Annotated in this window: 25 protein-coding genes and 1 tRNA gene; 7 read left to right on the forward strand and 19 right to left on the reverse strand. The window is 66.1% G+C overall.

Annotated features, from left to right (window positions below; translation table 11 throughout):
* Positions 1-9 precede the first annotated feature (9 nt).
* From HHAL_RS13595 to HHAL_RS07935, 4 genes are all read right to left on the reverse strand, one after another.
* Positions 10-798, reverse strand: a complete 789-nt coding sequence (locus HHAL_RS13595) for a type II secretion system protein N (RefSeq protein ID WP_011814361.1) — start codon at positions 796-798, stop codon at positions 10-12.
* 66 nt (positions 799-864) lie between these two features.
* On the reverse strand, positions 865-1,404 hold the full coding sequence (locus HHAL_RS07925) for a hypothetical protein (RefSeq protein ID WP_011814362.1): 540 nt from the start codon (positions 1,402-1,404) through the stop codon (positions 865-867).
* Between the two features lie 87 nt (positions 1,405-1,491).
* A complete protein-coding gene (locus tag HHAL_RS07930; protein WP_011814363.1) occupies positions 1,492-2,691 on the reverse strand; it encodes a sigma 54-interacting transcriptional regulator in 1,200 nt (399 codons plus the stop codon).
* 317 nt (positions 2,692-3,008) lie between these two features.
* On the reverse strand, positions 3,009-3,200 hold the full coding sequence (locus tag HHAL_RS07935) for a hypothetical protein (RefSeq protein WP_011814364.1): 192 nt from the start codon (positions 3,198-3,200) through the stop codon (positions 3,009-3,011).
* 284 nt (positions 3,201-3,484) lie between these two features.
* On the opposite strand from HHAL_RS07935, the gene HHAL_RS07940 reads away from it, so the two are divergent.
* Complete coding sequence (locus HHAL_RS07940) at positions 3,485-4,459, forward strand: GGDEF domain-containing protein (protein ID WP_011814365.1); 975 nt, start codon at positions 3,485-3,487, stop codon at positions 4,457-4,459.
* 231 nt (positions 4,460-4,690) lie between these two features.
* Positions 4,691-5,542, forward strand: a complete 852-nt coding sequence (locus HHAL_RS07945; RefSeq protein ID WP_041595114.1) for a hypothetical protein — start codon at positions 4,691-4,693, stop codon at positions 5,540-5,542.
* 50 nt (positions 5,543-5,592) lie between these two features.
* On the opposite strand, the gene HHAL_RS13345 is transcribed toward HHAL_RS07945, so the two are convergent.
* The 7 genes from HHAL_RS13345 to HHAL_RS12690 all read right to left on the reverse strand — a co-directional run bounded on the left by HHAL_RS13345 (position 5,593) and on the right by HHAL_RS12690 (position 9,608).
* A complete protein-coding gene (locus HHAL_RS13345) occupies positions 5,593-5,793 on the reverse strand; it encodes a hypothetical protein (protein ID WP_011814367.1) in 201 nt (66 codons plus the stop codon).
* Positions 5,794-5,873: 80 nt separating this feature from the next.
* Positions 5,874-5,950, reverse strand: a tRNA-Met gene (locus HHAL_RS07950).
* A 145-nt stretch (positions 5,951-6,095) separates the two neighbouring features.
* On the reverse strand, positions 6,096-7,511 hold the full coding sequence (gene glnA / locus HHAL_RS07955; protein ID WP_011814368.1) for a glutamate--ammonia ligase: 1,416 nt from the start codon (positions 7,509-7,511) through the stop codon (positions 6,096-6,098).
* A gap of 218 nt (positions 7,512-7,729) precedes the next feature.
* Positions 7,730-8,062, reverse strand: a complete 333-nt coding sequence (locus HHAL_RS07960) for a hypothetical protein (RefSeq protein ID WP_011814369.1) — start codon at positions 8,060-8,062, stop codon at positions 7,730-7,732.
* Positions 8,063-8,074: 12 nt separating this feature from the next.
* Positions 8,075-8,350 (reverse strand): HU family DNA-binding protein, encoded by a 276-nt coding sequence (locus HHAL_RS07965; protein ID WP_011814370.1) that lies wholly within the window; start codon positions 8,348-8,350, stop codon positions 8,075-8,077.
* A gap of 80 nt (positions 8,351-8,430) precedes the next feature.
* Positions 8,431-8,880, reverse strand: a complete 450-nt coding sequence (gene rnhA / locus HHAL_RS07970; RefSeq protein WP_011814371.1) for a ribonuclease HI — start codon at positions 8,878-8,880, stop codon at positions 8,431-8,433.
* Complete coding sequence (locus tag HHAL_RS12690) at positions 8,877-9,608, reverse strand: class I SAM-dependent methyltransferase (RefSeq protein ID WP_011814372.1); 732 nt, start codon at positions 9,606-9,608, stop codon at positions 8,877-8,879. Before HHAL_RS12690 ends, rnhA begins: the two co-directional genes overlap by 4 nt.
* A gap of 137 nt (positions 9,609-9,745) precedes the next feature.
* On the opposite strand from HHAL_RS12690, the gene gloB reads away from it, so the two are divergent.
* Together gloB and HHAL_RS07985 are read left to right on the forward strand one after the other, a co-directional pair.
* Positions 9,746-10,513 (forward strand): hydroxyacylglutathione hydrolase, encoded by a 768-nt coding sequence (gene gloB / locus HHAL_RS07980; protein WP_011814373.1) that lies wholly within the window; start codon positions 9,746-9,748, stop codon positions 10,511-10,513.
* A 187-nt stretch (positions 10,514-10,700) separates the two neighbouring features.
* Positions 10,701-12,227, forward strand: a complete 1,527-nt coding sequence (locus HHAL_RS07985) for a lytic transglycosylase (protein WP_144446121.1) — start codon at positions 10,701-10,703, stop codon at positions 12,225-12,227.
* Between the two features lie 82 nt (positions 12,228-12,309).
* Here HHAL_RS07985 and minE read toward each other — a convergent pair whose 3' ends face one another.
* The 7 genes from minE to msrB all read right to left on the reverse strand — a co-directional run bounded on the left by minE (position 12,310) and on the right by msrB (position 19,190).
* Positions 12,310-12,591, reverse strand: coding sequence for a cell division topological specificity factor MinE (gene minE, locus HHAL_RS07990; protein ID WP_011814375.1), 282 nt, complete (start codon positions 12,589-12,591; stop codon positions 12,310-12,312).
* Between the two features lie 8 nt (positions 12,592-12,599).
* Positions 12,600-13,409: a septum site-determining protein MinD gene (gene minD, locus HHAL_RS07995; protein ID WP_011814376.1), complete on the reverse strand. Its 810-nt coding sequence runs from the start codon at positions 13,407-13,409 to the stop codon at positions 12,600-12,602.
* 19 nt (positions 13,410-13,428) lie between these two features.
* Positions 13,429-14,172, reverse strand: a complete 744-nt coding sequence (gene minC / locus HHAL_RS08000; RefSeq protein WP_011814377.1) for a septum site-determining protein MinC — start codon at positions 14,170-14,172, stop codon at positions 13,429-13,431.
* Positions 14,173-14,184: 12 nt separating this feature from the next.
* Positions 14,185-16,086, reverse strand: coding sequence for a molecular chaperone HtpG (htpG, locus tag HHAL_RS08005; protein WP_011814378.1), 1,902 nt, complete (start codon positions 16,084-16,086; stop codon positions 14,185-14,187).
* A 127-nt stretch (positions 16,087-16,213) separates the two neighbouring features.
* The gene (locus HHAL_RS08010; protein WP_011814379.1) at positions 16,214-16,693 is read right to left on the reverse strand and encodes a methylated-DNA--[protein]-cysteine S-methyltransferase; all 480 of its coding nucleotides are present in this window, start codon (positions 16,691-16,693) and stop codon (positions 16,214-16,216) included.
* Between the two features lie 22 nt (positions 16,694-16,715).
* Complete coding sequence (gene ilvB / locus HHAL_RS08015; protein WP_011814380.1) at positions 16,716-18,602, reverse strand: biosynthetic-type acetolactate synthase large subunit; 1,887 nt, start codon at positions 18,600-18,602, stop codon at positions 16,716-16,718.
* Between the two features lie 183 nt (positions 18,603-18,785).
* Complete coding sequence (gene msrB / locus HHAL_RS08020; protein WP_011814381.1) at positions 18,786-19,190, reverse strand: peptide-methionine (R)-S-oxide reductase MsrB; 405 nt, start codon at positions 19,188-19,190, stop codon at positions 18,786-18,788.
* A 164-nt stretch (positions 19,191-19,354) separates the two neighbouring features.
* Here msrB and HHAL_RS08025 point away from each other — a divergent pair, with 164 nt between their 5' ends.
* Positions 19,355-21,394 (forward strand): CocE/NonD family hydrolase, encoded by a 2,040-nt coding sequence (locus HHAL_RS08025; RefSeq protein ID WP_011814382.1) that lies wholly within the window; start codon positions 19,355-19,357, stop codon positions 21,392-21,394.
* Positions 21,395-21,425: 31 nt separating this feature from the next.
* Here the strand turns inward: HHAL_RS08025 and HHAL_RS08030 are convergent, their stop codons facing one another.
* Entirely contained in the window at positions 21,426-22,160 is a 735-nt protein-coding gene (locus tag HHAL_RS08030) for an SIR2 family NAD-dependent protein deacylase (protein WP_011814383.1), read from the reverse strand.
* Positions 22,161-22,310: 150 nt separating this feature from the next.
* Between HHAL_RS08030 and serB the strand changes: the two genes are divergently transcribed.
* On the forward strand, positions 22,311-23,525 hold the full coding sequence (gene serB / locus HHAL_RS08035) for a phosphoserine phosphatase SerB (protein WP_041595115.1): 1,215 nt from the start codon (positions 22,311-22,313) through the stop codon (positions 23,523-23,525).
* A 97-nt stretch (positions 23,526-23,622) separates the two neighbouring features.
* Entirely contained in the window at positions 23,623-24,726 is a 1,104-nt protein-coding gene (locus HHAL_RS12695; RefSeq protein WP_011814385.1) for a BamA/TamA family outer membrane protein, read from the forward strand.
* Positions 24,727-24,743 lie beyond the last annotated feature (17 nt).

Genomic DNA, 24,743 nt, shown 5'->3' on the forward strand with positions numbered 1-24,743 from the left:
CGCGCCCTCTTAACGCCGCCCCGATTCGCGAACCCGGAACCCGTCACCGTCCGGCTCGGCGTACTGCGCAAGCCAATCGCGTAACGCCGGGTCGGCACCTTCGCGGGTCGTCACCGTGGCATCGAGATGGTAGCTGCCGTCTCGCGAGACCTGCCATTGGCCGTCCAGTGCGACGGGGCCGCCCTGGTCGTGGACCTCTCCGTAGGCACGGTTGTCCGAGCTGCTGACCGACGACACCACACTGCCCAGATCCAACCGTTCGCCTTCGTGGGTGACAGTCAAATCACGGCCTGTGACGCGCCCCTCAACCGACCGGAGCTCGCCGTCGTTGCTCAAGGACAGGCGATCGATCTGGTAGGCGACCGTACCGCTAACCGGCGGCAGTTCGACCCCGCGCTGGCTTGCCATCTGGCGCAGGCGATCCATAGAGACCTCGCCGCTCCCCTCAGAGACTTGCCAGCCGCCAGCCGAGCGAGTGGCCACCCCCTGGAAACGGGCGTCGTCGAGACTACCGTCCAGGTCCACCTTCAGCCGACCAGCGACCAGGGAGCGACCCTGAACCTCCCAGGCGACATCCAGGGTGCCGGGGTCCACCCCCCAGAGCCGGGGGATTTCAAGCCGCTGCACCCGTCCTGCGCGCAAGCTGCCCTCCACCTCCGCTCTGCCCCAGGCAGCCGGAACCGGGAGGTGGCGTTCGGCGGCGTTCCAGGCTGACCCCGCGGGGATATGGCCGACGGCGTAGACGGTCCCGGCGACCAGACCCAAGAGAAGCAGCACCGTGATGACAAGCTTTCTCATGCGCTCTGACCTGCTGGTTCGTTGAAGGCGGCGGCGCGCCGATCGATACCCCGCCGCAGGGGTCGATCAAGGCCGGAGCAGTTCCATCAGCCGCTCCTGCCGGGTCGCCACGGCTTCTCGATCGGCATCGGGCACCGAAGCGAGGAAGTCCGTCACCCGCTCCCGCTGCGCCTTGATGTCGGCAATGATTTCGCCCTTGGCGGCATCGCCGAGATGCGGATTCTCCTCGATCTGCTCGATGGCCCCCTCCAACTGGGCTTGTAATTCCCGCGGGTCGCCGGCCTCCAAAGCGATCAGCGCGCGGTAGATCCGCGCGCCCTCTTCCGCCCAGGCCGCAGCCCCTTCATAGCCGTATAGTTCGAGCGCTGACGCCGGATCTTCCAGCGTCTTGGCTGCCTCTCGGAAAGCCGTCTCGCTCTTGCCCACACCGCGCAGCTCACTCGCCGGGTGCCAATCTTCCATGCCCTGCTCCGCCGCGTGGTCATGCAGGGCGCCGACGGCCTCCTGCCACTGCTCGACTCGCTCGGGGGTCAGGGCCAGCGCCATCCCGGGCACGAGCCCCCCGAGCAATGTCAGCGCGGTCACCAAAGCGCAGCGGTTGCCCATAGGCAAACTCCAGTCATTTGCATGTTTCGGCCGGAGGGTATCAGCCTACGCAGCCTGCCGCTCGGGAGCATGTGTGGGCCAATGGATTTAGCGCATCCCGTGCTTAGCCAGCAGCTCGTAGATCGTTGGCCGCGTAACTCCCAGTTCCGTCGCTGCGCGCGAGATGTTCCCGTTGCACCGGCCCAAGGCCTCGGCGACGACGCGTCGCTCCGCCTCATCGCGCACCTCGCGCAACCTGGGCAGATCCCGCTGAACGGTCAGAGAACGCGGCAGCGGCAGCCCGAGGTCTTCGGCACGAATGGCACCTCCCTCCGAGAGGATCACCGCTCGCCGGAGCGCGTTTTCCAGTTCACGAACGTTGCCAGGCCAGCGATAGGCGGCGATCACGGCCAAGGCATCACTGCCCAGCTTCCGCGCTCGGGCCTTGTGCTGCCGGACCATTCCTTTGAGAAGCGCGTGGGCAATCAGTGCGGGATCTCCTGGCCGCTCGCGCAGGGGCGGAAGCCGCAGTTGAACCTCGGCAACCCGGTAATAGAAGTCGTCACGGAACGCTCCCTCTCCCATCCGCTCGACCAAGTCCCGGTTGGTCGCGCAAACCACCCGGACGTCCACCGGGATCTCTCGTCGCCCCCCCAAGCGCTGAACCGTCCGCTGTTGCAGGAAGCGCAGCAGCTTCGCCTGAACCTCCAGGGGCAACTCTCCGATCTCGTCGAGGAATAGGGTTCCCCCATTGGCACGCTCGATCCGCCCCACCCGGGCCCGGTAGGCCCCCGTAAAGGCGCCACGCTCAAACCCGAACAGCTCACTCTCAAGCAGTTCCGAAGGGATCGCGGCGCAGTTAATCGCCTCCAGCGGAGCAGCGGATCGCACTCGGTTCAGCCCATGCAGAGCCTTCGCAAAGAGCTCCTTCCCGGTGCCACTCTCACCGAGAAGCAGGACGGTAGCATCCGAGGGAGCGAGCCGCTCCGTATCCCGACAAAGCTGGATCATGCGCGGGTCACCGGTCACCAAGCCCAGCCGGCGTGGCCCCGCATCGCCAGATGGGCTCCGCCCCCGGCCCAGCGGTGCGTCAGACTCTTCATACCGGTCCGGATCCGCCCCTTCGGAAAGCGCCCTTTCCACAGCCCGGATCAGCGGTGCGGCGGCTTCCGGCTCCACGTAGAAACCCGCCTCAAGGGGGATCGAAGTCGCACCAGCCGACCGCGCTCTTCCCACCCGCAACCCCTGCCCCTCTTCAATGAGGTACCAGACCCTGGAGCTGGCCTCGGTACTTTCCGCTACGGCCATCGCTTTGAGACCTCCCTGGCGGTCCGCACTCCGGAATACGTCCCCGGTTAACGGAGCCAAGAACCCGCGCTAGATACTAGGGGAATGGCACTGGGCGGCTCGGCAGCCCGGTAAAACCCCAGCGGGACCCGGAGGCGCGGGACGGAACCCCGTGGACCGCTGGGGTTAAACAGCTATGGTAAAAATAGCACTTGGCAAGGGAGAAGCCAGCGCTCGGTTCACGCTAGCCCCTTGTGGGGAACAGCAGCGTGGGCACCGGCGATCCGACCCTTAACCTGATTTTTTTCAGGGCACCCCCTTGAGAAGATGCACTGGACTCAATAACCGGCGTCCTCGCCGGCATCCTCAGCATCCTCGCCAGCCTCTTCGAGGGAGTCACCCGCCTCTTCGACCGCATCATCCACTTCCTCGCCTGCGTCCTCCGCCGGCCCGCTGTTGCAGCCACTTAGCGCGACGAGGAACAGTCCCATCACCAACGCGATACCGATTGCTTTTAGATATTTCATCATGATTACTCTCCTGGTTTTTCCACCTTCAGAATCGGAAACACCCCTTTCGGAGGAACCAGCCTAGGGGGGACTTCGGCTTCTCGTCTGTCTGCTATCGAACAAAACCCGGTTGCAAACAATCCGGTTTTGGTGGCACCCCCATACTGGCGAAATTCCACAAGGCCTGTGTGGATGCCGCACCCAGCCGTCAATTATTCTGGACAGCTGATAGCAAAATCGTACTTGCAGTGCACGCGTTTTTGTCTAGGTTGAGTTCAGGGCGCGCAGGCCGCACGAGGTCACCCATGGACCCGGTACAGCAGATGGAACTCGGCGACAGACTCATGCTCCACAATCCAGTAAGGATCACCAATACCGCTTGCAGTGGAACTTGCCCGCAGAGAAAGCTGGATATACTCCAGCAAGTCGCCGGCATCGGCTTCTGGGAGCTTGACCTGAAAACCGGTCATGTCTGGCTCGATGGCCGTTTACAGGAGATCTACGGCCTCTCTCCCGGAGAGAACAACCTGGGGATCGAACTGAGGACTTGGCGTAAGTATGTCCATCCAGAGGACCAACCACGGGTTCAGCAGGGTTTCTGGCGCGCCGCCGAGTTAGCTTTACCCTGGCGCCTGCAGTTCCGTGCCATCCGCCCAGACCAACAGGTGCGGCACATCCGCTCCGAGGGTCGACTTGAACCGATCCCGAACGACCAGTCCGTATACTTTGTCGGGTTTGAGGAAGACGTCACCGACCGCGTGGCCCTTGAGCAGGAACTGGAGCGGCAAGCCCAGCAGGATGGGCTGACTGGCACCTATAACCGCCGAAAGATGGACAACCTCCTCCACCAGGAGCGCGAGCGGGCGATTCGGTACCGCCAGCAGCTGACGGCCATGCTCATCGACGCGGACGGTTTTAAGGCTATCAACGACAACTACGGGCACGAGGCCGGCGATGAACTTCTTCACGATCTCGTGCACTGTTGTTTCCGCCCGTGCCTGCGCACCATCGATCACCTCGGGCGCTGGGGTGGTGACGAGTTCCTCGTAATCCTTCCGGAGACCTCGGAAGAGGCCGCTTATCACGTTGCGGAGCGCATCCGTGACCAGGTCGAGACGCTCCAACCGGGCCCGGGGGCAATTACCGTGAGCATCGGGATCTCGGCCTACCAACCGGAGGAATCACCCCGGGACTGGTTGCGCAGTGCGGATTTCGCTCTGTACGAGGCCAAGCGCGGGGGACGCAACCGAATCACCCGCTACCGTTCACCACCCGCGTGAACCGCGCCCTGCACTAACGCCCCCGCTTTCTCCTAAGCCCTCGGGGCAGACAGGCGCAGCTGCGGCGTCTCATCCGCGACAATACTCACTATTGCCCACCGCTGCCTCTTTCGTGCAGACCTTTCTGGTTTTCTGCTACGGCTTGAACGCGCCGCAGACAGGCTGCCCGCATCGGCCTCCGTGCGCCCAGGCTGTAGAATGTCGCCCGTTGCAGGTACCAAGGAGCCCCCCATGGCCAACCGCTACGATCGCCCCCCGCACCCGGAAGGCCCCTTCAACGCCGACCGCGTGGCCGATAGCGATCCCCCCGAGCAGGAAGAGCTGGGGGCGTTCCAGGAGCGCATGCGCTTCCGGGCCCGGGAGCGTACGCTGCTGTTCCTTGGCGCGCTGGGGGTTGCCGCCGTCCTGGTGCTGGCAACGCGCCACGAGCCCCAGATCGCTGAGTTCATGAACGCCAGTGCAGAGGCGGTCGGGGTCGCGCTGCTGGGCCTGACGATCGGAGCCATCGTCCTCTGGGGCTACACCCTGCACCAGCTCATGGACCCGATCTTCGGTGATGTCCTGGGGGCACGCGGCGACCTGGAGGTGATTGACCCCGATGTGCCCGATTATCGCCGCCTGCTGATCGTAGCGGCGCTCATCAACCAGGCAGCGACCGGCTACTTCCGCGCTCTGCGCGAGACCTGCGACCGCGAGGTCCGGCTCGGTGATCTACGCGCCCTCCGCCAGTATCTGCGCCAGCTAAAGAACCCGAACCTGGCCGGCGCCGCCGCACCACCACCCACCCCCCAGGACGACTGGGAGCGAGGATACGTGGTGTGGTCGGAGCACAGTTACCGGTTCTACCTGGATGAGCTGGATACGCTGGACTACATCGAGTTCCTCGACGGGGACCTGGAAGGGGTCTCCCTCTACTTCGGCCGCCCCGGAGAAGGGAGCTTCCCCTACGAGATCGTCACCTGCCCAGACGTAGTCCGAGAGGCCTTCGGTAGCCAGAGCGGCCTGGAGGAGCGGATCGACGAAGAGCTGGAGGATGTGCTGGAGGTCTTCGGCGGCTGGGGGCAGGACTTGGTGCTCTATTAGCCACCGAGTGAGGCCACCGTTTTGGGCGGTGGCCTCAGGGTGACCGATCTCTAGCCGAAGACCATCGGGTACCACACGAAGCCGATGATGGTGCTCAAACCAACCACCAGGAAAGCGTGGAGCAGCACCCGGCGATAGCCCAGGTACATGCCGAGCAGCAACCCCAGGGTGGGCAGCAGCACGGCGCTCAGATAGGCAACCACCATCAGCCAGGTGGGCACCGATCCCCGTCTCGCAGCAGATTCCGCCATCGGATACGCGCTCCCTAAAACGAAAAAACCCCCGTCGGCGGACACTGACGTGCACGCTGAGCGGGGGCTCGGCTCGAATTTGGTAGCGGGGGCAGGATTTGAACCTGCGACCTTCGGGTTATGAGCCCGACGAGCTACCTGACTGCTCCACCCCGCAACTGTTGGCGCGCATTTTATGCACCCAGTCGCTTGGCGTCAATTCATCCTGACGCGGAGCGGAACGTTGGTTGCCGTCGGGCGATCCGACCAGAATGGAGCCGCTGGGGCGGGGGGGAACCCCCGCCCCAGCCGAGGCACCAAGGTCAGACGCTGTAATACAGGTCGAACTCCACCGGATGGGTGGTCATGCGAAGGCGGGTGACCTCCTCCATCTTCAGTTCGATGTAGGCGTCGATCAGGTCGTCGGAGAAGACCCCGCCCTGCTTGAGGAACTCGCGGTCGTTGTCCAGGGCCTCGAGCGCCTCGTCGAGCTGGAAGGCGACCTTGGGGATCTCCTTCTCCTCCTCCGGCGGCAGGTCGTAGAGGTCCTTGTCCATCGCCTCGCCGGGGTGGATCTTGTTGCGGATGCCGTCGAGACCGGCCATCAGCATAGCGGCGAAGGTCAGGTACGGGTTGCCGGTGGAGTCCGGGAAGCGGACCTCGATCCGCCGCGCCTTGGGGTTGGCCACATAGGGCACCCGCACCGAGGCGGAGCGATTGCGCGCCGAGTAGGCGAGCAGCACCGGCGCCTCGAAGCCGGGCACCAGGCGCTTGTAGCTGTTGGTGGAGGCGTTGGCGAAGGCGTTGATCGCCTTGGCGTGCTTGATGATGCCGCCGATGTAGTAGAGCGCCTCCTCGGAGAGCCCGCCGTACTGGTCCCCGGTGAAGATATTGTTGCCGCCTTTGGAGACCGACTGGTGCACGTGCATGCCGTTGCCGTTGTCGCCCACTAGCGGCTTGGGCATAAAGGTGGCGGTCTTGCCGTAGGCGTGGGCGACGTTGTGCACGCAGTACTTGAGCGTCTGCAGCTCGTCGGCCTTCTTGACCAGGGTACGGGCCGCGGTACCGATCTCCCCCTGACCGGCAGTGGCCACCTCGTGGTGGTGGACCTCCGGCTCTAGGCCCATATCGGCCAGGGCCTGACACATGGCGCCGCGGATGTTGTGCAGCGAATCCACCGGCGGGACCGGGAAGTAGCCGCCCTTCACGCCGGGGCGGTGACCGATATTACCGTCTGGGTAGACCCGCTCGGAGTTCCAGCCGGCCTCCTCGGAGTCCACCTTATAGAAGCAGCCGCTCATGTCGGCGCCCCAGCGGACGTCGTCGAAGACGAAGAACTCCGGCTCGGGACCGAACAGGGCACTATCTCCAATACCCGTGGAGGCCAGATACGCCTCGGCCCGCTTGGCGGCCGAGCGCGGATCGCGGTCGTAGCCCTGCAGAGTGCTCGGCTCGAGGATGTCACAGACCAGCTTGAGGGTCGGCTCATCGGTGAAGGGGTCGAGGACGGCGCTCTCGGCATCCGGGAGCATGATCATGTCCGACTCCTGGATCCCCTTCCAGCCGTCGATGGAAGAGCCGTCGAACATCTTGCCGTGCTCGAACAGGTCCTCATCGACCTGGGAGACGGGCAGGGTTACGTGCATCTCTTTCCCGCGCGTGTCGGTGAAGCGCAGGTCGACGAACTTCACGTCCTCATCCTTGATGAGCTTGAGTACGTCCTTACCGGTTGCAGCCATGGGGTTCCACCTCCGAAACGGCTAATCAATGTTCCCCAGTCGGGGCTCACGGAGGTGGTAGCAATCCCTGTGCCAGCTTCTGGGATTTCGGCTAGACGGGGTCTTACGATGGTGCAGCGGCACACATCGGGGGCTGGGCGCACCATATTGATGCAGCCGGGAGCGCGTTCGCACTAACACGGTGCGACCCCGGGAGGATCCGCTTCCCGGGGCCGGGGCTATCGCAGCTCCTGCAGCTCGTCACGCATCTCGCGCAGCGTCTCACCGAGCAGGCCAAGCATGCGGACATCATGCTCGGCGAGGGCGTCCGGACACTCGCGCTGGATCGCCACGCGAATGCTGCTCTCCCGGATGCCCTTGCGCTGGTAACGCTCGTCGAGTGCCGTGATAGTCTCCTGCTGCTCCTCGAAGCTCATGTCGTCGGCGTGACGAATGTAGTCGCAGTAGTCGGCCGCCAGGGTGCCGGCGTCGCCGCCGCCACACCCCGCTATCAGGGCGCCTGTGCCACCCAGGATCCCGACCCCGACCCAACTACGCAGCCGACGGAACATGGCAGCCTCCTGCTACTGATCCACGGAGCGCTTGAGCGGCGCGCCCGGCTTGAACCGGACGTTCATGCCGGCGGGAATGTCGATCAGTTCGCCCGTCTGCGGGTTGCGGCCCTGCCGCTCGGGGCGGGCGACCACGGCAAACTTGCCAAAACCGGGGATCGAGACATCCTCCCCGCTGGCCAGGCTCTCCTCGATGCCCGTGAAAACAGCACTCACCGCGTCCGTTGCGACACGCTTGGAGACCCCGGTTTCGGCTGCGACCTTTTCAGCCAGATCGGCTTTGTTCATGCGCTACTCTCCGATTTGTTTCAGGTTCTAGGTTGGCCGTCCCGATTCTATCCCAGGCCCGCCAGGGACGGGCAGCGAGCCTAGGCAACCAGCTCGTCGATCCCCTGGTTGGCCAGAGCATCGGCACGCTCATTCTCCGCATGACCGGCGTGGCCACGCACCCAGTGCCAGTCGACCTGGTGGTACGCGGCCAGCTCATCGAGCCGTTGCCACAGGTCCTGGTTGAGCACCGGCTTGCGCGATGCGGTGCGCCAGCCCCGGCGCTTCCAGCCCTCCAGCCACTCGGTGATCCCGCGACGTACGTACTGGGAGTCGGTGGTCAGCACCACCCGGCAGGGCCGATCCAAGGCCTCCAGGGCGCGGATCGCCGCGGTTAGTTCCATGCGGTTGTTGGTGGTCTCCGGCTCCCCACCGTAGAGCTCTCGCTCATGCTCGCCGTAGCGTAGCAGCACGCCCCACCCTCCGGGGCCCGGATTACCTCGACAGGCCCCATCCGTGAATGCCTCCACCACGCCGCGCTGCTCGGTCACGCACTACCTCCTCGCTTCTGGGCCTGCGCGCAGATCCGGCCCACCGGGTGCGCAGCCCCGACGGGGACGCCTCGACCTAAGCGCTCGACCCGGGTTTTCCCTCGCAGTGACCCTGGCTCACGCCGGATCGCTACGGTGATCTGTACGCCGGCGGCGAAGCGGCCGAGCCGGCGGAGCCTATCCTCCCATGGATCCAGACGCTTTTGCAGGCGCTCTCCCTGGATAGGTGGCCGAAAACAGAGATCGTGCCGAGCCACGGTCTCAAAGCCGCAGCGTCGCAGATGCACCCCGACGGTGGAGGCAAGCCACTGGCGGCCGCCCCAGGGTACCGGGGCCGAGCGCCACCGCCCCCACAACCGACGTGCCCCCCACAGCCCCAGGGGGTTGAAGGTCAGGACCATCAGTCGGCCTTCCGGAGCCAACACCTGATAGGCCTCGGATAACACGGCCCCCGGCTCCGCATTGAACTCAAGGACGTGGCTGAGGATCAGGGCATCGATGCTCTGACCGCGGAAAGGCAGCTGCTGCGGGGCCGCCACAAGGTCCCGTCCAGCTCCGACCCGCCACTGGCGAACGGTCGGTGCCAAGGGCAGGGGAGCGGCCACCGGGCCCAGACATAGCACGTCCCCAATCCCCAAGTGCGCCAGGGAATCGGCCACCGCGCTTTGTTCGGCACGGCCGACCCGCTGCCCCAGGGGCGTGCCGTACCAGGCGTGAAGGTGTTGCATGCGCCCCCCGTTTTAGACGCTCCCCGCCCAACCTTACCCGAGCGCCGCACCGAACTCACCCACCCACCACCGCAGCCACGTGGGAACACCCCGTCGGGGGTTTGCCGCGCAGGCTTGACACGGTACGATGCCCGGCGATGACTAGCGCCGATCCCCTCGCGGCACTCGCCGATAACTACATCTGGATGGCTCGGGACGCCTCGGGCACCACCGCGTTCGCGGTCGACCCCGGCGACGCGGCCGTCGTCGAGGCGTGGCTGCATGACCACCAGCTGCGGCTCGCGGCGGTCCTGGTCACCCACCACCATGGGGACCATACCGGAGGTGTAGCGGAACTCGCCGAGCGACACCGGGTACCGGTCTTCGGCCCGGCCACCGAGACGATCCCCACCGTGGATCACCCGATCACCGGCGGGGAGCACTTCTCCCTGGAGGGCTTCGGCGAATTCCGGGTGCTAGACTGCCCTGGCCATACGGCGGGGCACATCGCGTACCTCTGGGAAGGCCACCTGTTCAGCGGCGACGCCCTCTTCGCCGGGGGGTGCGGCCGGGTCTTCGAGGGGACCGCCGGGCAGATGCACGCCTCACTGCAGCATCTGGCCGCACTCCCGGCCGACACGCGGGTCTGCTGTGGCCACGAGTACACGGTCAAGAACCTGGAATTCGCCCACTGTGCTGACCCGAAGAATGATCGGCTCGCACAACGACTCCAGGCGGCGCGCGACGCTCGCGCCGCGGGACAGCCAACCGTCCCGTCCACCCTGGCCGAAGAGCTGGCGACCAATCCCTTCCTTCGGACCGATTGCCCCGAGCTTCGCCGGGCTGCCCAGGACTGGTGCGGCAGGGATCTGGATCAGGCGTACGAGGTCTTCGCCACGCTGCGGCGCTGGAAAGACACGACCTGAAACTCGGCCGCCACCGGCATCGAGCGACCAAGAACAACAACCCTGACTTGGGGGCATAACCGTGGACGTGAAACGGACAGCTGCCGGAGCGTTGACCGCTCTTTCTGTCACCGCCTGCACAAGCTTTGATTCACGCACCTTTGTCCACGATCTACACGGCCCGGAGCGGAACGGGCGCGACGTACCGGTGTGGGTCCAGGATCTCGATACCGAGACCCTGGAAACCGGGCTGGGGCGGCCGTTCGATCTGGCACCGGATTACGAGTATCAGCCCGGACACTACACACAGACCGTGCCCGACTACCCCCTCGAAGTATGGGACCGGATGCGGCAATCCTTCCAGCTGGGTACCTACGAGAACGACCGGGTCGAACGGGAGCTCGAACTCTTCTCCGGGCGGGACGCCTATTTCGACGCCGTTGGCCGTCGTGCCGAGCCGTATCTCTACTACATCCTGGACGAACTGGAAGAGCGCGATCTGCCTGCCGAGCTGATCGCTCTAGCCATCGTCGAAAGCGGATTCCGCCCCTTCGCGTACTCCCACGGCCGCGCGGCCGGTATCTGGCAGTTCATCCCGAGCACGGGCCGTTTCTTCGGCCTGGACATGAACTACTGGTACGACGGACGGCGGGATCTGATCGCCTCCACCGACGCCGCCCTGGACTACCTGGAGCGGCTCAACGAAGCGTTCGACGGTGACTGGCTGCTCGCCATGGCCGCCTACAACGCTGGCCAGGGCAATGTGCGCGCTGCCATACAACGGGCCCGAGCCGAGGGGAAGGATCCCAACTACTGGAACCTGCAACTCCCCGCCGAGACCATGCGCTATGTTCCGCGCATCCTGGCGATCCGGGACATCCTCCAGGACCCCGAGGCCCATCAGGTCGCCCTGCCCAACATCCCGAATCAACCACGTATCCGCGTGGTCGAGGCCGACCGCCAGATCGACCTCGCCCTGGCCGCAGAACTCGCTGATCTGTCCATCGACCGGCTCTACATCCTCAACCCCGGGCTCAACCGCTGGGCGACCGCGCCCGAGGGGCCGCACCGGCTCGTGCTGCCCAAGGAGAACGCCGACCGGTTCCAACAGGAGCTCGCCTCCATGGATCCGGAGGACTTTGTGGAGTGGCGGCGCCACGAGGTCAACTCTGGCGAGACCCTGACCCACGTCGCCAACCAGCACAACGTCACGGTGGATCTACTGCGGGATATCAACGGGCTTCGCGATGACACGGTTCGCGCCGGCGACCACCTCTACGTCCCGGTCTCGAGCCGCCCACCCAGCGAATACTCACTGAGCGCGGCCAACCGCCTGCAGGCCCTGCAAAACCGCGAGCGCCAGGGTGAGCGGCGTGAGCACACCGTTCAGGCCGGCGAGACCCTGTGGGACATCGCCCGCACCTACAGCGTCGGCGTCAAGGAGCTGGCACGCTGGAACGGCATGGCACCCGGCGATACCCTGCGCCGCAGCCAGGAGCTCGTGGTCTGGGTGGAAGGAGACGCCATGCAGGCCTCCGGCGGCCCTAGCGACCGCACCCAGTCGGTCACCTACACCGTCCGCCAGGGCGACTCCCTAGCCCGCATCGCCCAACGCTTCAATGTCGATGTGCGGGATATCAAGCACTGGAACGGGATTTCGGAAGGCTCTTATCTACATCCCGGGGACCAGCTGAGGCTGGAAGTCGACGTCACGCAGCAAAGCAGCAGCCTGTAGCAGCACGACAGGGCAGGTGATTGCCTGCAGGCCAGACGCTAGCTAGAGCTTTGAGGCTTCGGGCAAAACGGCGCAGCCGCCGTCAGCGCTGCGCCCCTTCCTCCTCACGCTCCGGGAGGGTGATGTTCAGCTCCAGAACCTCGTGTGGTCCATCGCGCTCCACGTCCACCCGAACCGCGTCCGGATCCACCGTCACATAACGGCGCACCACCTCGAGCAGCTCCTGGCGGAGCATGGGCAGGTAATCCGGCCCACCCCGCTCCGCTCGCTCGTGGGAGACGATGATCTGCAGCCGCTCCTTGGCGACGCTGGCGCTGCCGCGCCGGCTCCGCCGCCGCTCACGAAAGTAGTCGGCGATCCCCATAACCTTGATTAACCTCCAAACATCCGGCCGAACAGCCCCCGACGCTCGGCCTGCAGGAACCGGTGGGGCCGATCCTCGCCCAAGAAGCGAGCGATGGCGTCGTCGTAGGCCTGCCCGGCGTCTTCTTCCTCTTCTAGGACCACCGGGATCCCGGCGTTCGAGGCATTGAGCACCGCCTGGGACTCGGGGATCACACCGAGCAGGTTGATGGCGAGGATTTCCTGGACATCCTCGACGCTGAGCATGTCACCCTTCTTCACCCGATGCGGATCGTACCGGGTCAGCAGCAGGTGTTCCCGGACCGGGTCATCCCCCTGCTCAGCCCGGCGTGTCCGGCTGGCCAGCAGCCCCAACACGCGATCCGAGTCGCGTACCGAGGAGACCTCCGGGTTGGTCACTACAATCGCGTCGTCCGCGTGGTACGAAGCAAGGTGCGCCCCGCGTTCGATACCAGCCGGCGAATCACAGATGATGTAATCGAACTCCGAACGCAGCTCTTCCAGCACGCGCTCCACCCCGTCGGCGGTCAGCGCGTCCTTGTCGCGCGTCTGCGACGCCGGCAGGATCGACAGGTTCGAAAGGCGCTTGTCCTTGATCAGGGCCTGGTTCAGCCGGGCGTCCCCATTGATGACGTTGACGAAATCGAACACCACCCGGCGCTCGCACCCCATCACCAGATCCAGATTGCGCAGCCCGACGTCGAAATCGATCACTGCGGTCCGATGACCGGCCTTGGCGAGCCCGGCCGCCAGCGAGGCCGCTGTGGTCGTCTTGCCGACCCCGCCCTTGCCCGATGTTATGACGACAATCCTCGACACGCGTGCTCCCCCGTCGTGATTACGATTTTCCGAAAGCCTCGATGCAAAGGCCCGAGTGCTCGTCCAGGTAGACGCGAGCCGGGCGCCCATTCAGCTCGGCGGCGAAGCGCTCACTGACCTGGTATTCTCCGGCCACGGAGACCAGCTCTGCTTCCAGCCCCAGACAAAAGATACTCGCCCCGCCGTTGCCTTGCACCCCGGCCAGCGCGCGGCCTCGCAGCGCACCATAGATGTGGACGTCGCCATCGGCCAGAATCTCGGCGCCCGGCCCCACGGAACCGAGCACCACCAGGCTCCCCCCGCGGGCGTAGATCTGCTGCCCCGAACGCACGGGGTTCTCGATCACTCGCGTGGGTGCAGGCCCGGCCGGCGGTGCGGCGGCAGGGGCCTCGCGCCGTGCAGCGCGGCTGCTGCCCTGCCCGGCGGCTTCCCGATCCTCGTCGGCCGGCAATACCCCGAGTCCGGCCTCTCCCAGCCGGGTGGAAGCCACGCCGTTGCCGCGCACCGCGACCGGGGCCGCACCCAGGGCCCGCATCTCGCGGGTCAGACGCTGCAGATCTAGTCCACCGCCGTCAACCCCTTCCAGATCGAGGATCATCGGCGCCCCACGCAGCAGACGGGGCGCTTCCTCAAGCTTTTCGGTCAGCTGCCCGATCAGGGCATCGACATCGGTGGTCAGGACCCGGACCACGGTCAGCGTCGCCATGCGGCCCTTGAGTTCAAAGGCCGCCGTCGACGGCTCGTCCGGAGGTCTCGATGCCATCCTCACACTCCCCTAGCCAGCCAGGAGGTTATTAACACGTCGGACATACGCGGCTGGATCCTCCAGCTGCCCTCCCTCGGCGAGCAGCGACTGCTCGTAGAGCGTCAAGGCCCAGTCTTCGAAGCGCTGTCCCGACTCCGTCGCCAATCGCTCAATCACGGAGTGATCCGGATTAACCTCCAGCGCCGGTTGACCTGCAGGAAGCTGATGCCCGGCAGCCTGCAACAGGCGCTGCATGCCCATGCCGAAATCGTACTCGCCGACGACCAGGCAGGCCGGCGAATCGGTCAGGCGGTGGCTGACCCGGACCTCGCTGACCCGCTCACCCAGGGTCTCACCCAGACGCTTACAGAGGTCTTCGTAGGCCTGCTCCTTCTCCTGCCGCGCCTGCTTGTCGTCCTCTTCGCCGAGGGCCTCCAGATCGAGCTCACCCTTGGCCACCGACGCCAGCTGCTTGCCATCGTACTCGTGCAGATGGGCCACCAACCACTCGTCGACGGGATCCGGGAGCAGCAGGACCTCGATGCCGTGGCGACGGAAGATCTCCAGATGCGGGCTATTCCGCGCGGCGTTGAAGCTCTCCGCCGTTACGTAGTAGATCTTCTCCTGGCCGTCCTTCATCCGGGCGACGTAGTCGTCCAGACTGACGTCCGGCGTCTCCTTCTCTTCGTGGGTCGAGGAGAAGCGCAGCAGCCGCGCGATGCGCTCCCGGTTGCCCGGATCCTCGGCGATGCCCTCCTTGAAGACCCGCCCAAAGGCCTGCCAGAAGGTGGCGTAGTCCTCCGGCTCGTTCTTCGCCATGCACTCGAGCCGGTCGAGGATGCGCTTGACCGAGGCCGAACGCAGCGAGCTGATCATCGGGTTGTGCTGCAACATCTCCCGGGAGATGTTCAGCGGCAGATCGTCCGAGTCGATGACGCCCCGGACGAAACGCAGGTAGCGCGGCAGCAGGTGCTCCGTATCCTCGGTGATGAAGACGCGCCGCACATAGAGCTTGACCCCGTGGGCCGGCTTCTGCTCGTAGAGATCGAACGGAGGGCGCTTGGGGATGTAGAGCAACGAGACATAGGACTGGCGCCCCTCGACATGGTTGTGGATCCAGGTCAGGGGATCGTCGAAGTCGTGGGCGACGTGCTTGTACAGCTCTTGATAATCTTCCTCGGAGATCTCGCTCTTCGGCCGCATCCACAGCGCCGAGGCGCGGTTGACGATCTCCCACTGCGGGGCCTCGGCCTCACTGTCCGCGTCATCACCCTGGTCCGCGTTGCGCACCGGCATCTCGATGGGGACCGAGATATGGTCGGAGTACTTGCGGATGATCTGGCGCAGGCGCATGTCGTCGCAGAACTCCTGCTGCGCCTCGGGGAGGTGCAGCACCACGGCGGTGCCGCGCTCGGCGCGCTCGACGGTGTCGACGGTGTAGGCCCCCTGGCCATCAGAACTCCAGCGCACGCCCTCAGCTGCAGCGGCGCCGGCCTTGCGGGTGTAGACCTCAACCCGGTCGGCGACCACAAAGGCCGAATAAAATCCGACACCGAACTGGCCGATCAGCTGCGCATCCTTGTGCTGATCACCCGTCAGCTGCTCAAGGAAACGGCGGGTCCCCGAGTGGGCGATGGTCCCGAGGTTTTCGATCACATCCTCGCGACTCATGCCGATGCCGTTGTCGATCACGGTGACGGTGCGGGCCTCTGGATCGGCCTCGACGCGGATCTTGAGTTCCGGATCGTCTTCGTAGAGGGATTCCTGCTGAAGCGCCTCGAAGCGCAGCTTATCGATGGCATCCGAGGCGTTGGAGATGAGCTCGCGGAGGAAGACCTCCCGGTTCGAGTACACCGAGTGAATCATCAGGCTCAGCAGCTGCTGAACCTCGGCCTGGAATTCGAGGGTCTCGCTCTGCGTATCTGCGCTCATGGATGGGATCCCCTGCTCCTCTCGTTGAACACGTGGGCTCGCTCGCCGGATCCCGGCGGCGGGTTGTGTCGACCGGATGTGGGAACGCCTGACCGGCTTTTCAAGGGGAGGGTCCGCGGGAGGGCGATCATCGCTGTTCCTGCGCCAGCAGCCACGCCTTGAACCGGGTCAGACTGCCTCCGGCCGTACCGGCATAGCCGCCGGCGCCCCGGCTCCCGACCACTCGATGGCACGGGACCAGCAGGGGCAGCGGATTGGCGCGACACCCGGCGCCGACCGCCCGAGGGGATGTGCCCAGATGCCGAGCCAGCTCCCCATAGGAAACCGTCTGCCCCGGCTCCAAGGCCAGCAGCGCCTCTCTCAGGCGGGCCTGAAACGGGGAAGCAGCCGGTGCCCGGGGGAGCCGCGCCGGAGCCAACGGATCCCGCTCCCAGGCCTCCAGACAGCGCACCACGTCGTGCACCTGCCGGTCGGCCGGCCCGGACGCGGCCGTAGGCAGCCGTAACGAGATCCGGATACGGGCGACACACCCCTCGCCGTCCAGGGACACCCCCAGGAAGACACCGGCCAGCCGCGCTACCCCGTGCGGCGCCGAATCGCCGCCCACAGACCCGACCCCGGACGGCTGCTCAGAACAGATCCGGCGACTCGCCGTCCTCGAGCTTGGTACGCGGGCGCAGGGCCATATCCCGGCTCGGGATGTGATCGCCGGTGACCATCTCCTTGTAGCTGCTGCCCGGACCGACCATCGGGAAGACCCCCGCATCCGGATCGATCATAACCTCCAGGAAGGCGGGCCCAGGGAACTCGACAAACGCGCGCAGGGCCTCCTCGAGTTCCTCCTTGTCCGCGACGCGGCGGGCAAATTCGTAGCCATCGGCCTCGGCCGCCTTGATGAAGTCCTTGCGGTGCAGTGACTTGTCCGACCCGGAGAAGCGATCCCCGAAGTAGAGCTTCTGCCACTGCCGGACCATGCCGTCGCCGACGTTGTTCAGCGACAGGATCTTGACCGGCAGGTTGTAGGTTGTGGCTGTCTCTAGCTCACCGAGGTTCATTCGCAGCGAACCGTCGCCATCGACGTCGATGACCACCCGGTCCGGACGCCCCAGGTAGGCGCCGATGGCCGCTGGCAGCCCGAAGCCCATGGTGCCGAGTCCGCCGGAGGTGAGCCACTGCCGCGGACCGCGGAAGTCGCAGTACTGTGCCGCCCACATCTGGTGCTGCCCGACGCCGGTGGCAATGATCGCCTCGCCGGCAGTCAGTTCGTTGAGTTTTTCGAGCACGTAGTGGGGCTGGATCAGCGCGCTGTCGCGGTCGTAATCCATGGGGTGGCGCTCACGCAGCCCGCGCACGTGCTCAAGCCAGGCATCGAAGCGGGGCTCGAAGCCCATGGATTCGCCGTAGCGCAACAGCTGGCGCAGGCTGCGCCCGGCCTCGCCGACATGCGCCCAGTCGACGCCCTTGACCTTGCCGATCTCAGCAGCATCGATGTCGATGTGGGCGATCTGCTCGGCCAGCGGCGCGAACTCCTCCACCTTACCGGCGACCCGGTCATCGAAACGGGCACCGACCGCGATGAGGAAATCACAGTCCTCCACGGCGTAGTTGGCGTAGGCCGTGCCGTGCATACCGAGCATGCCCAGGTAAAGGTCATCGGTCGTATCCACCGCCCCCAGGCCCATCAGGGTACTGACCACGGGGATCCCGAAGGTGTGGGCGAAGTCGCGCAACTCCTGGTGGGCCTCGCCACTGACCACGCCGCCGCCGACGTAGAGCAGAGGCCGGCGGGAGCGCTCGAGCATCTCCATGAACGCCCGGCATTTGCGATCGGAGAGCTTGGCGGAGCGGAGGGATTCCATGCGCTGGCGATAGCCGCGCACCTCCAGCACCCCCTCGCCGCGGAACTCCCCGATCCAGTTCTGCATGTTCTTGGGCACGTCGACCACCACGGGGCCCGGACGCCCGGAACGAGCCACCTCGAAGGCCGTCCGCACGGTCGCCTCAAGCTGCTCCGGATCGGTCACCAGGAAGACGTGCTTGGCGCAGCTCCCCATGATGTTGACGATGGGCGCCTCTTGGAACGCATCCGTGCCCATGGCGTGCGTCGGCACCTGCCCCGTGATGGCCACCACCGGCACCGAATCGGCCATGCAGTCGCGGATGGGGGTGACCGTGTTGGTCGCCCCCGGCCCGGAGGTCACCAGGAAGCAGCCGACCTTGCCGGTGGCCCGGGCGTAGCCGGCTGCCATGAATCCGGCGCCCTGCTCGTTGGCCGGCACGATCAGCCGGATCGGATCCTCTTCCTCGACGGCCTGCTCTTTCCGGTGACGCTCGTTGTACTTGAAGATGGCGTCGTAGGTAGGAAGGATGGCACCGCCGCTATAGCCAAAGAGCGTATCGACCCCCTCCTGGGCCAGGACCTCGACAATAATCTCCCCGCCACTCATGGTCTTGCCGGCAAGCGGGTGGCTGGTTGCTTCAGTCTCTGCCTGGGGGTTAACGATTGCGGTATCCATTTTCCTCACGGCTCTTCGGCCTCTCGATTGCTCCACGAACACTGCGGGGCGGACGCGCCGCCCGACGCGACCGCCGCGGGGAACGCACACCGGCGGACCTGAAATGGTACGCGCCCATATCCCTGTTCAGCAAGGACACCTCCGCCCGAGGACCAACCTAGTCGGGCCCCGCCCGGGCAGCGATCACTCCGGGGCGGATTCCTCATCGAGCTGCAGTGCCACCGAATTGATGCAGTAGCGCAGCTGAGTCGGCGGCGGACCGTCCGCAAAAACGTGCCCCAGGTGGGCATCACAGGTCGCACAGAGCACCTCCTCGCGCACCATGCCCAGGGAGCGGTCCTCGCGGATGACCACCTGGTCGTCGTCGACGGGCGCCCAGAAACTCGGCCAGCCGGTTCCGGACTCGAACTTGGTACGGGAGGAGAACAGGGCCGAGTTGCAGCAAACGCAGCGGTACACACCGCTGCGATCACAGTGGTAGTAAGCCCCGCTGAACGGCGTCTCGGTGCTGCCCTGCCGCGTCACCGCGAACTGCTCCGGCGTGAGCACTTCCCGCCACTGCGCCTCACTCTTCTCGATCTTGGCCACACACCACCCCTTTTCGAAAGCCAGGCAGACCCCTGAATGGGGCGACCTCGCCCCACCCTATCCCCTCAACATAACCGTGGATAGGACGATCAGCCACCCGGATGCCATCCGCGCAGGCATGGGGCTATATTAAAGGCAGAACATCCGCACAGGAGCAGCGCCCAATGGCAGCCAAAGCGGTTCATGATCTGCCGAATGAAGTCGAGGTCATCGAGCACCAGTGGATCCCCATGCGCGACGGCACCCGCCTCTCGGCGCGCATCTGGAGACCAGTGGGCGCCGAACAGACCCCCGTTCCGGCCGTGCTCGAGTTCATCCCTTACCGCAAGCGCGATATCAAGCGTATGCGCGACACCCAGATCCACCACTACTTCGCCGCCCACGGCCACGCCGGGGTACGGGTTGATCTGCGCGGCAGCGGAGACTCCGAGGGGGTACTGACCGACGAGTACCTGCTCCAGGAGCAGGAGGACGCTGAGGACATCCTGAGCTGGCTCGACGAGCAGCCTTGGTGCACCGGGGACGTGGGCATGATGGGTATCTCCTGGGGCGGCTTCAACGCCCTCCAGGTGGCTGCCCGACGCCCGCCGCAGCTCAAGGCGGTGATCGCTGTAGCCGCGACAGACGACCGCTACGCCGACGATGTCCACTACAAGGGCGGGTGCCTGCTCAACGACAACCTGTCGTGGGCATCGGTGATGCTCGCCTTCAACTCCATGCCCCCGGACCCGAAGATCGTTGGCGAACGCTGGCGGGAGATGTGGATGCAGCGCCTGGAAGACAGCGGCCTGTGGGTGAAACGCTGGATGAGCCACCCGCAGCGGGACGATTACTGGCGGCACGGCTCCGTCTGCGAAAACTACAGCGCCATCCAGGTCCCGGTGATGATCGTCTCCGGCTGGGCGGACGGCTATCCCAACCCGGTCTTCCGATTGGTGGAAAACCTGCAAGCCCCGTGTAAGGGACTGGTGGGCCCTTGGAGCCACATCTACCCGCACATGGGGCTGCCCGGCCCGCAGATCGGCTTCCTACAGGAGGCCTTGCGCTGGTGGGATCAATGGCTGCTCGGCGAAGAGCGGGGCATTCTGGAGGAGCCACCCCTGCGGGTCTGGATGCAGGATAGCGTGCGCCCGCGCACCCAGTACGCCAGTCGCCCCGGCCGCTGGGTGGCCGAACCGGGTTGGCCCTCTCCCAATATCCACTGGACCCGGTTGCAGCTCTCGCCGCGGCACATGCAATGGCCCGGTGAGGCCCCGCCGGAGACCGACGCGGACAAGCCGGTCTCCATCCAGTCCCCCCTGTCATTGGGGCTGTTCGGCGGGAAGTGGTGCTCCTACAACAACGGCCCCGACCTACCCTACGATCAACGCGAGGAGGACGGCGGCGCCCTGATCTTCGATACACAACCGCTGGAACAGGCGGTGGAGATCCTCGGTGCGCCGATGGTCGAGCTGGAGCTCGAATCCAGCCGGCCAGTGGCCCAGGTCGCCGTGCGGCTCTCCGACGAGGCGCCGGACGGCAAGGCCACCCGCGTCACCTATGGCGTCCTCAACCTCTGCCACCGCCACGGGCACGACCAACCCGCGTATCTGGAGCCGGGCGTGCGCGAACGGGTACGGGTCCCACTGGACCATATTGCGCAATCGTTCCCGCGCGGCCACCGCATCCGCCTGGCCGTTTCGACTTCCTACTGGCCCCTGGCCTGGCCACCGCCGCAAGCGGTGCGCCTCACCCTCTACCCGGATCGATGCCACCTGGAGCTGCCCGTGCGACCGCCGCGAGAAGAGGATCGCGGACTGCCCGCCTTTGATGAGGCCGAGGCGGCACCGCCTCCGGCGTCGACGGCCCTGGAACACGGCCACGGCAACTGGATCGTCTCCCGCGACCTGGCCCGGGACGAATCGACGCTGCACGTCATCGAGGACGACGGCCGGGCGTACCTGGAAGACGTCGACCTGGAGATCGAACGCTCGGCGGACGAGTGGTACCGGGCCCGGGGCGACGACTTCACCTCGCTGAGCGGCGAAGTCATCCATCGACGCCGGCTGCGCCGCGGCGACTGGTCGATCTACACCGAAACCCGCACCCTGCTCATCTGCGACGAGGGCCACTTCCGCATCCACGCGACCCTCGACGCCTACGAGAACGGGCTGCGCGTCTTCGCCAAGACCTGGGATGAACGGGTGCCGCGGGCCTTCCTCTAGATCCCCGGATACCCGCGCCCCACCGGGAGGCTCAGACCGCCTCGGTCGCCGCGCCGACCAGCGCCGGCAGGATCTCGCCGGCGCTGCCGCGCAGACTCCAGTCCGCCACCGGGGTCAGCGGCGTCGGCTCGCGGTTAACCTCCAGCACCGGGATGTCCCGCTCCAGGGCCTCGAGGGGCAGGGATGCGGCCGGCTGAACCAGCGACGAGGTGCCGACGGACAGCACCAGGTCCGCCTCCCGTACGGCCGCCACCGCGGCCTCCACCGTGCCTTCAGGCAGAGCCTCGCCGAACCAGACCACATCAGGGCGAAGCAACCCGCCGCTACACGGGCAACGCGGGAGCTCGGGGGCATCGCTGGCCCCATCCACCGCTCCCTCGAAGACACGATCGCGGTGGATATTGCCGTGCAGCTCGGTAACCTGCTGGCTACCAGCGCGCTGGTGCAGACCGTCCACGTTTTGTGTGACGACCCGCAGACCGCCAAGCTGGCGCTCCCAGTCGACGAGGGCGCGGTGCCCGGCGTTGGGCTGGGCCTGCTCAGCCAGGCGCCGACGCTGCGCATACCACGCCCAGACTCGACGGGGATTGCGCCGGAAGGCCTCGGGCGTGGCCAGTTCGCCGGGGTCGAACTGCTCCCAGTACCCGGTCTGCGCATCTCGAAAGGTGGGGACGCCGCTCTCGGCCGAGATGCCGGCTCCGGTCAGGGCGACAATCCGCTGCGCCCGGTGAAGCACCTGCCTCAGCCGCTTTTCAATATGCGTCACGTGCGATTTCCTCACCAGCCATCAGGGAAAAGGTCGCGCAAGTGGTGTAGTCTGCGACGCTCCCTCCGATTCGACAAGAGCCGCGGGTGTCCACCACCGTCGGGGCCAGATCCCCTACAATGACGCGCTCACCCCGGAATGGTAGACGCTATGAGCGAGATCATCCTGATCAACGTGTCCGGCGAGGATCAGCCCGGACTGACCTCTTCGCTGATGGGCATCCTGGCCGAGTACGACGTCGACATCCTGGACATCGGGCAGGCCATGATCCACGACACCCTGTCCCTCGGCATCCTGATCGAGGTCCCCGAGCAGAAGGACGTCTCCCCGGTGCTCAAGGATGTGCTCTTCCACCTCCACGACGCGGGGATGCAGGTGCGCTTTACCCCGGTGGCGCAGGAGCAGTACGAACATTGGGTGCGCGGCGCCGGCAAACCGCGGCACATCATCACCCTGCTCGGCCGCAGCGTGAGCGCCGAACAGATTGCCCGCATCTCCAGCGTGGTCACGGCCCAGGGGCTGAACATTGAGGACATCGTGCGCCTCTCCGGGCGCCGCCCGCTGCACCTCGAGGGGCGCCGGTCACGAGCGTGCGTGGAGCTAACGGTGCGCGGTCAGCCCGTCGACACCGATGTTATGAAGCGGGACTTCATGGAGATCTCCCAGCACCTCGGGATCGACATCAGCTTCCAGGAAGACAATCTGTACCGGCGCAACCGGCGCATGGTCGCCTTCGATATGGACTCGACGCTCATCCAGCAGGAGGTCATCGACGAGATGGCCAAGGCGGCCGGCGTTGGCGACGAGTGCGCGCGGGTCACCGAACAGGCCATGCGCGGCGAGATCGATTTCCGCGAGAGCTTGCGCCAGCGCGTCCAGCTCCTGGAGGGGCTGCCCGAAGACACCCTGGAGCGGGTGGCGCAGAGCCTGACGCTGACCGAGGGCGCCGAGCGGCTCATGCGCACCCTGAAGGCGTTCGGCTACGTCACCGCGATCATCTCCGGCGGCTTCACCTACTTCGGGCGCCACCTGCAAAAGCACTTGGGCATCGATTACGTCTACGCCAACGACCTGGAGATCGTTGACGGGCGGCTAACCGGGCGGGTGCAAGGCGAGATCGTCGATGGGCCGCGCAAGGCCGAGTTGCTGCGCAAGATCGCCGAAGACGAGGGCCTGGCCTTGGAGCAGGTCATTGCCGTCGGCGACGGCGCCAACGACCTGCCCATGCTGCGCCTGGCCGGGCTTGGGATCGCCTTCCACGCCAAGCCGGTGGTCCAGGAGAGCGCACGGCAATCGATCTCCACCCTCGGCCTCGACGGCACGCTGTACCTGATGGGTATCAAAGACACCGACACCCCGGCCTGAGGCCGCCAGCCCGTGACCCCGGTGCGGCCTTCCGGCGGGCGCACCTCGGGGGCTATAGTGGCCGTGGTTGCTGCCATCCATCGCCGACGGAGACCCCATGGCGCACCGCGCTCGCCGCCTCCTGGCTGCTCTGGTCATCGGTCTGGTCTGCGCGCCCGGCCCCCTGTCCGCCGGCTCGCCGGGGGGCGTGGTCGTGCCGTTGGTCTTCTACACCCCGGAGACCGGCGTAGCCGGCGGCGCCACGGCGGTTGCCTTCCGCCAGCGCACACTGACTACGGGTGCCGAGGGCAGCGACACGCTCAGTCTGGTCGGGTTCTATACAGCAGAACGCCAGTATCTGGCCGCCGTCAGCGGCCGCGCCTACTTCGCGGATGGGCGGTGGCTGGTCGCCAACAGCACGACCCTCAGCGAGTTTCCCCGGGATTACTACGGGCAGGGCCGCCTCAGCAGCGAGGCTGACGAAGAGTCGTACACCCCGCTTCGGCGCAGCAACAGCCTGCGCCTGCAGCGGTGGATCGGCGGCCCCTGGTACGCCGGTGTGCGCTGGGACGCCGGTCGTTACGACCTGGAAGACGTGGAGGCAGGCGGCGAGGTGGAGGCGTATTACGAGGACCGCCGACTCCCGGAGGAGAACCGCCTGCACGGGCTCGGTGCCGTCCTCTCCCAGGATACCCGCAGCGGCCCGTTCTTCCCCACCGCCGGCAGCCGCACGGAACTCGCCGCAGTGGCCTTCCCCGAAGGCTTCGGGGCCGATCAGTCATTCAGCACCCTGGAGCTCGACCACCGCCACTATCTCGGCATCGGCGAACGGCACGCGGTAGCGCTGCAGTTCGTCGGCGAATACGCCGGCGATGACGCCCCCCTGCCCTTCCAGCCCCGGCTCGGCGGAACCAGCCTGCGAGGATTCTACGAGGGCCGATACACCGACAACGTGTTGCTCGCCGGACAGGCCGAGTGGCGATTCCCCATCGCCCGGCGCTGGCAGGGTGCCGCCTTCGTGGGCGCCGGTGAGGTCTTCCCGAGTCTGTCCGACGCCTCGACCGAGCACCTGAAGTACGGCCTCGGCGGCGGTCTGCGATACGTGCTCGTACCGGACGCGGGCATCCACCTGCGTCTCGACTTCGCCCGCGGGTACGCCCGGGGGGCGGCCGAGGATGGCGACGGCCTGGCCGTCTATTTCAACCTGGGCGAGGCGTTCTGACCTGGCGCGGCGAATGG

This window comes from Halorhodospira halophila SL1, from assembly GCF_000015585.1.
GTDB classification, from domain to species: Bacteria; Pseudomonadota; Gammaproteobacteria; order Nitrococcales; family Halorhodospiraceae; genus Halorhodospira; species Halorhodospira halophila.

What these genes read in the sequence shown, in the direction of transcription:
- HHAL_RS07960 (WP_011814369.1), bottom strand. Translation starts at nt 8,062, where the DNA reads ATGTTCCGTCGGCTGCGTAGTTGGGTCGGGGTCGGGATCCTGGGTGGC.
- HHAL_RS12695 (WP_011814385.1), top strand. Translation starts at nt 23,623, where the DNA reads ATGGCGCACCGCGCTCGCCGCCTCCTGGCTGCTCTGGTCATCGGTCTG.
- HHAL_RS07940 (WP_011814365.1), top strand. Translation starts at nt 3,485, where the DNA reads ATGGACCCGGTACAGCAGATGGAACTCGGCGACAGACTCATGCTCCAC.
- serB (WP_041595115.1), top strand. Translation starts at nt 22,311, where the DNA reads ATGAGCGAGATCATCCTGATCAACGTGTCCGGCGAGGATCAGCCCGGA.
- HHAL_RS13345 (WP_011814367.1), bottom strand. Translation starts at nt 5,793, where the DNA reads ATGGCGGAATCTGCTGCGAGACGGGGATCGGTGCCCACCTGGCTGATG.
- ilvB (WP_011814380.1), bottom strand. Translation starts at nt 18,602, where the DNA reads ATGGATACCGCAATCGTTAACCCCCAGGCAGAGACTGAAGCAACCAGC.
- HHAL_RS07965 (WP_011814370.1), bottom strand. Translation starts at nt 8,350, where the DNA reads ATGAACAAAGCCGATCTGGCTGAAAAGGTCGCAGCCGAAACCGGGGTC.
- minE (WP_011814375.1), bottom strand. Translation starts at nt 12,591, where the DNA reads ATGGGGATCGCCGACTACTTTCGTGAGCGGCGGCGGAGCCGGCGCGGC.
- minC (WP_011814377.1), bottom strand. Translation starts at nt 14,172, where the DNA reads ATGGCATCGAGACCTCCGGACGAGCCGTCGACGGCGGCCTTTGAACTC.
- htpG (WP_011814378.1), bottom strand. Translation starts at nt 16,086, where the DNA reads ATGAGCGCAGATACGCAGAGCGAGACCCTCGAATTCCAGGCCGAGGTT.
- HHAL_RS12690 (WP_011814372.1), bottom strand. Translation starts at nt 9,608, where the DNA reads ATGCAACACCTTCACGCCTGGTACGGCACGCCCCTGGGGCAGCGGGTC.
- gloB (WP_011814373.1), top strand. Translation starts at nt 9,746, where the DNA reads ATGACTAGCGCCGATCCCCTCGCGGCACTCGCCGATAACTACATCTGG.
- HHAL_RS07930 (WP_011814363.1), bottom strand. Translation starts at nt 2,691, where the DNA reads ATGGCCGTAGCGGAAAGTACCGAGGCCAGCTCCAGGGTCTGGTACCTC.
- HHAL_RS08025 (WP_011814382.1), top strand. Translation starts at nt 19,355, where the DNA reads ATGGCAGCCAAAGCGGTTCATGATCTGCCGAATGAAGTCGAGGTCATC.
- HHAL_RS07935 (WP_011814364.1), bottom strand. Translation starts at nt 3,200, where the DNA reads ATGATGAAATATCTAAAAGCAATCGGTATCGCGTTGGTGATGGGACTG.
- glnA (WP_011814368.1), bottom strand. Translation starts at nt 7,511, where the DNA reads ATGGCTGCAACCGGTAAGGACGTACTCAAGCTCATCAAGGATGAGGAC.
- HHAL_RS07925 (WP_011814362.1), bottom strand. Translation starts at nt 1,404, where the DNA reads ATGGGCAACCGCTGCGCTTTGGTGACCGCGCTGACATTGCTCGGGGGG.
- HHAL_RS13595 (WP_011814361.1), bottom strand. Translation starts at nt 798, where the DNA reads ATGAGAAAGCTTGTCATCACGGTGCTGCTTCTCTTGGGTCTGGTCGCC.
- HHAL_RS07945 (WP_041595114.1), top strand. Translation starts at nt 4,691, where the DNA reads ATGGCCAACCGCTACGATCGCCCCCCGCACCCGGAAGGCCCCTTCAAC.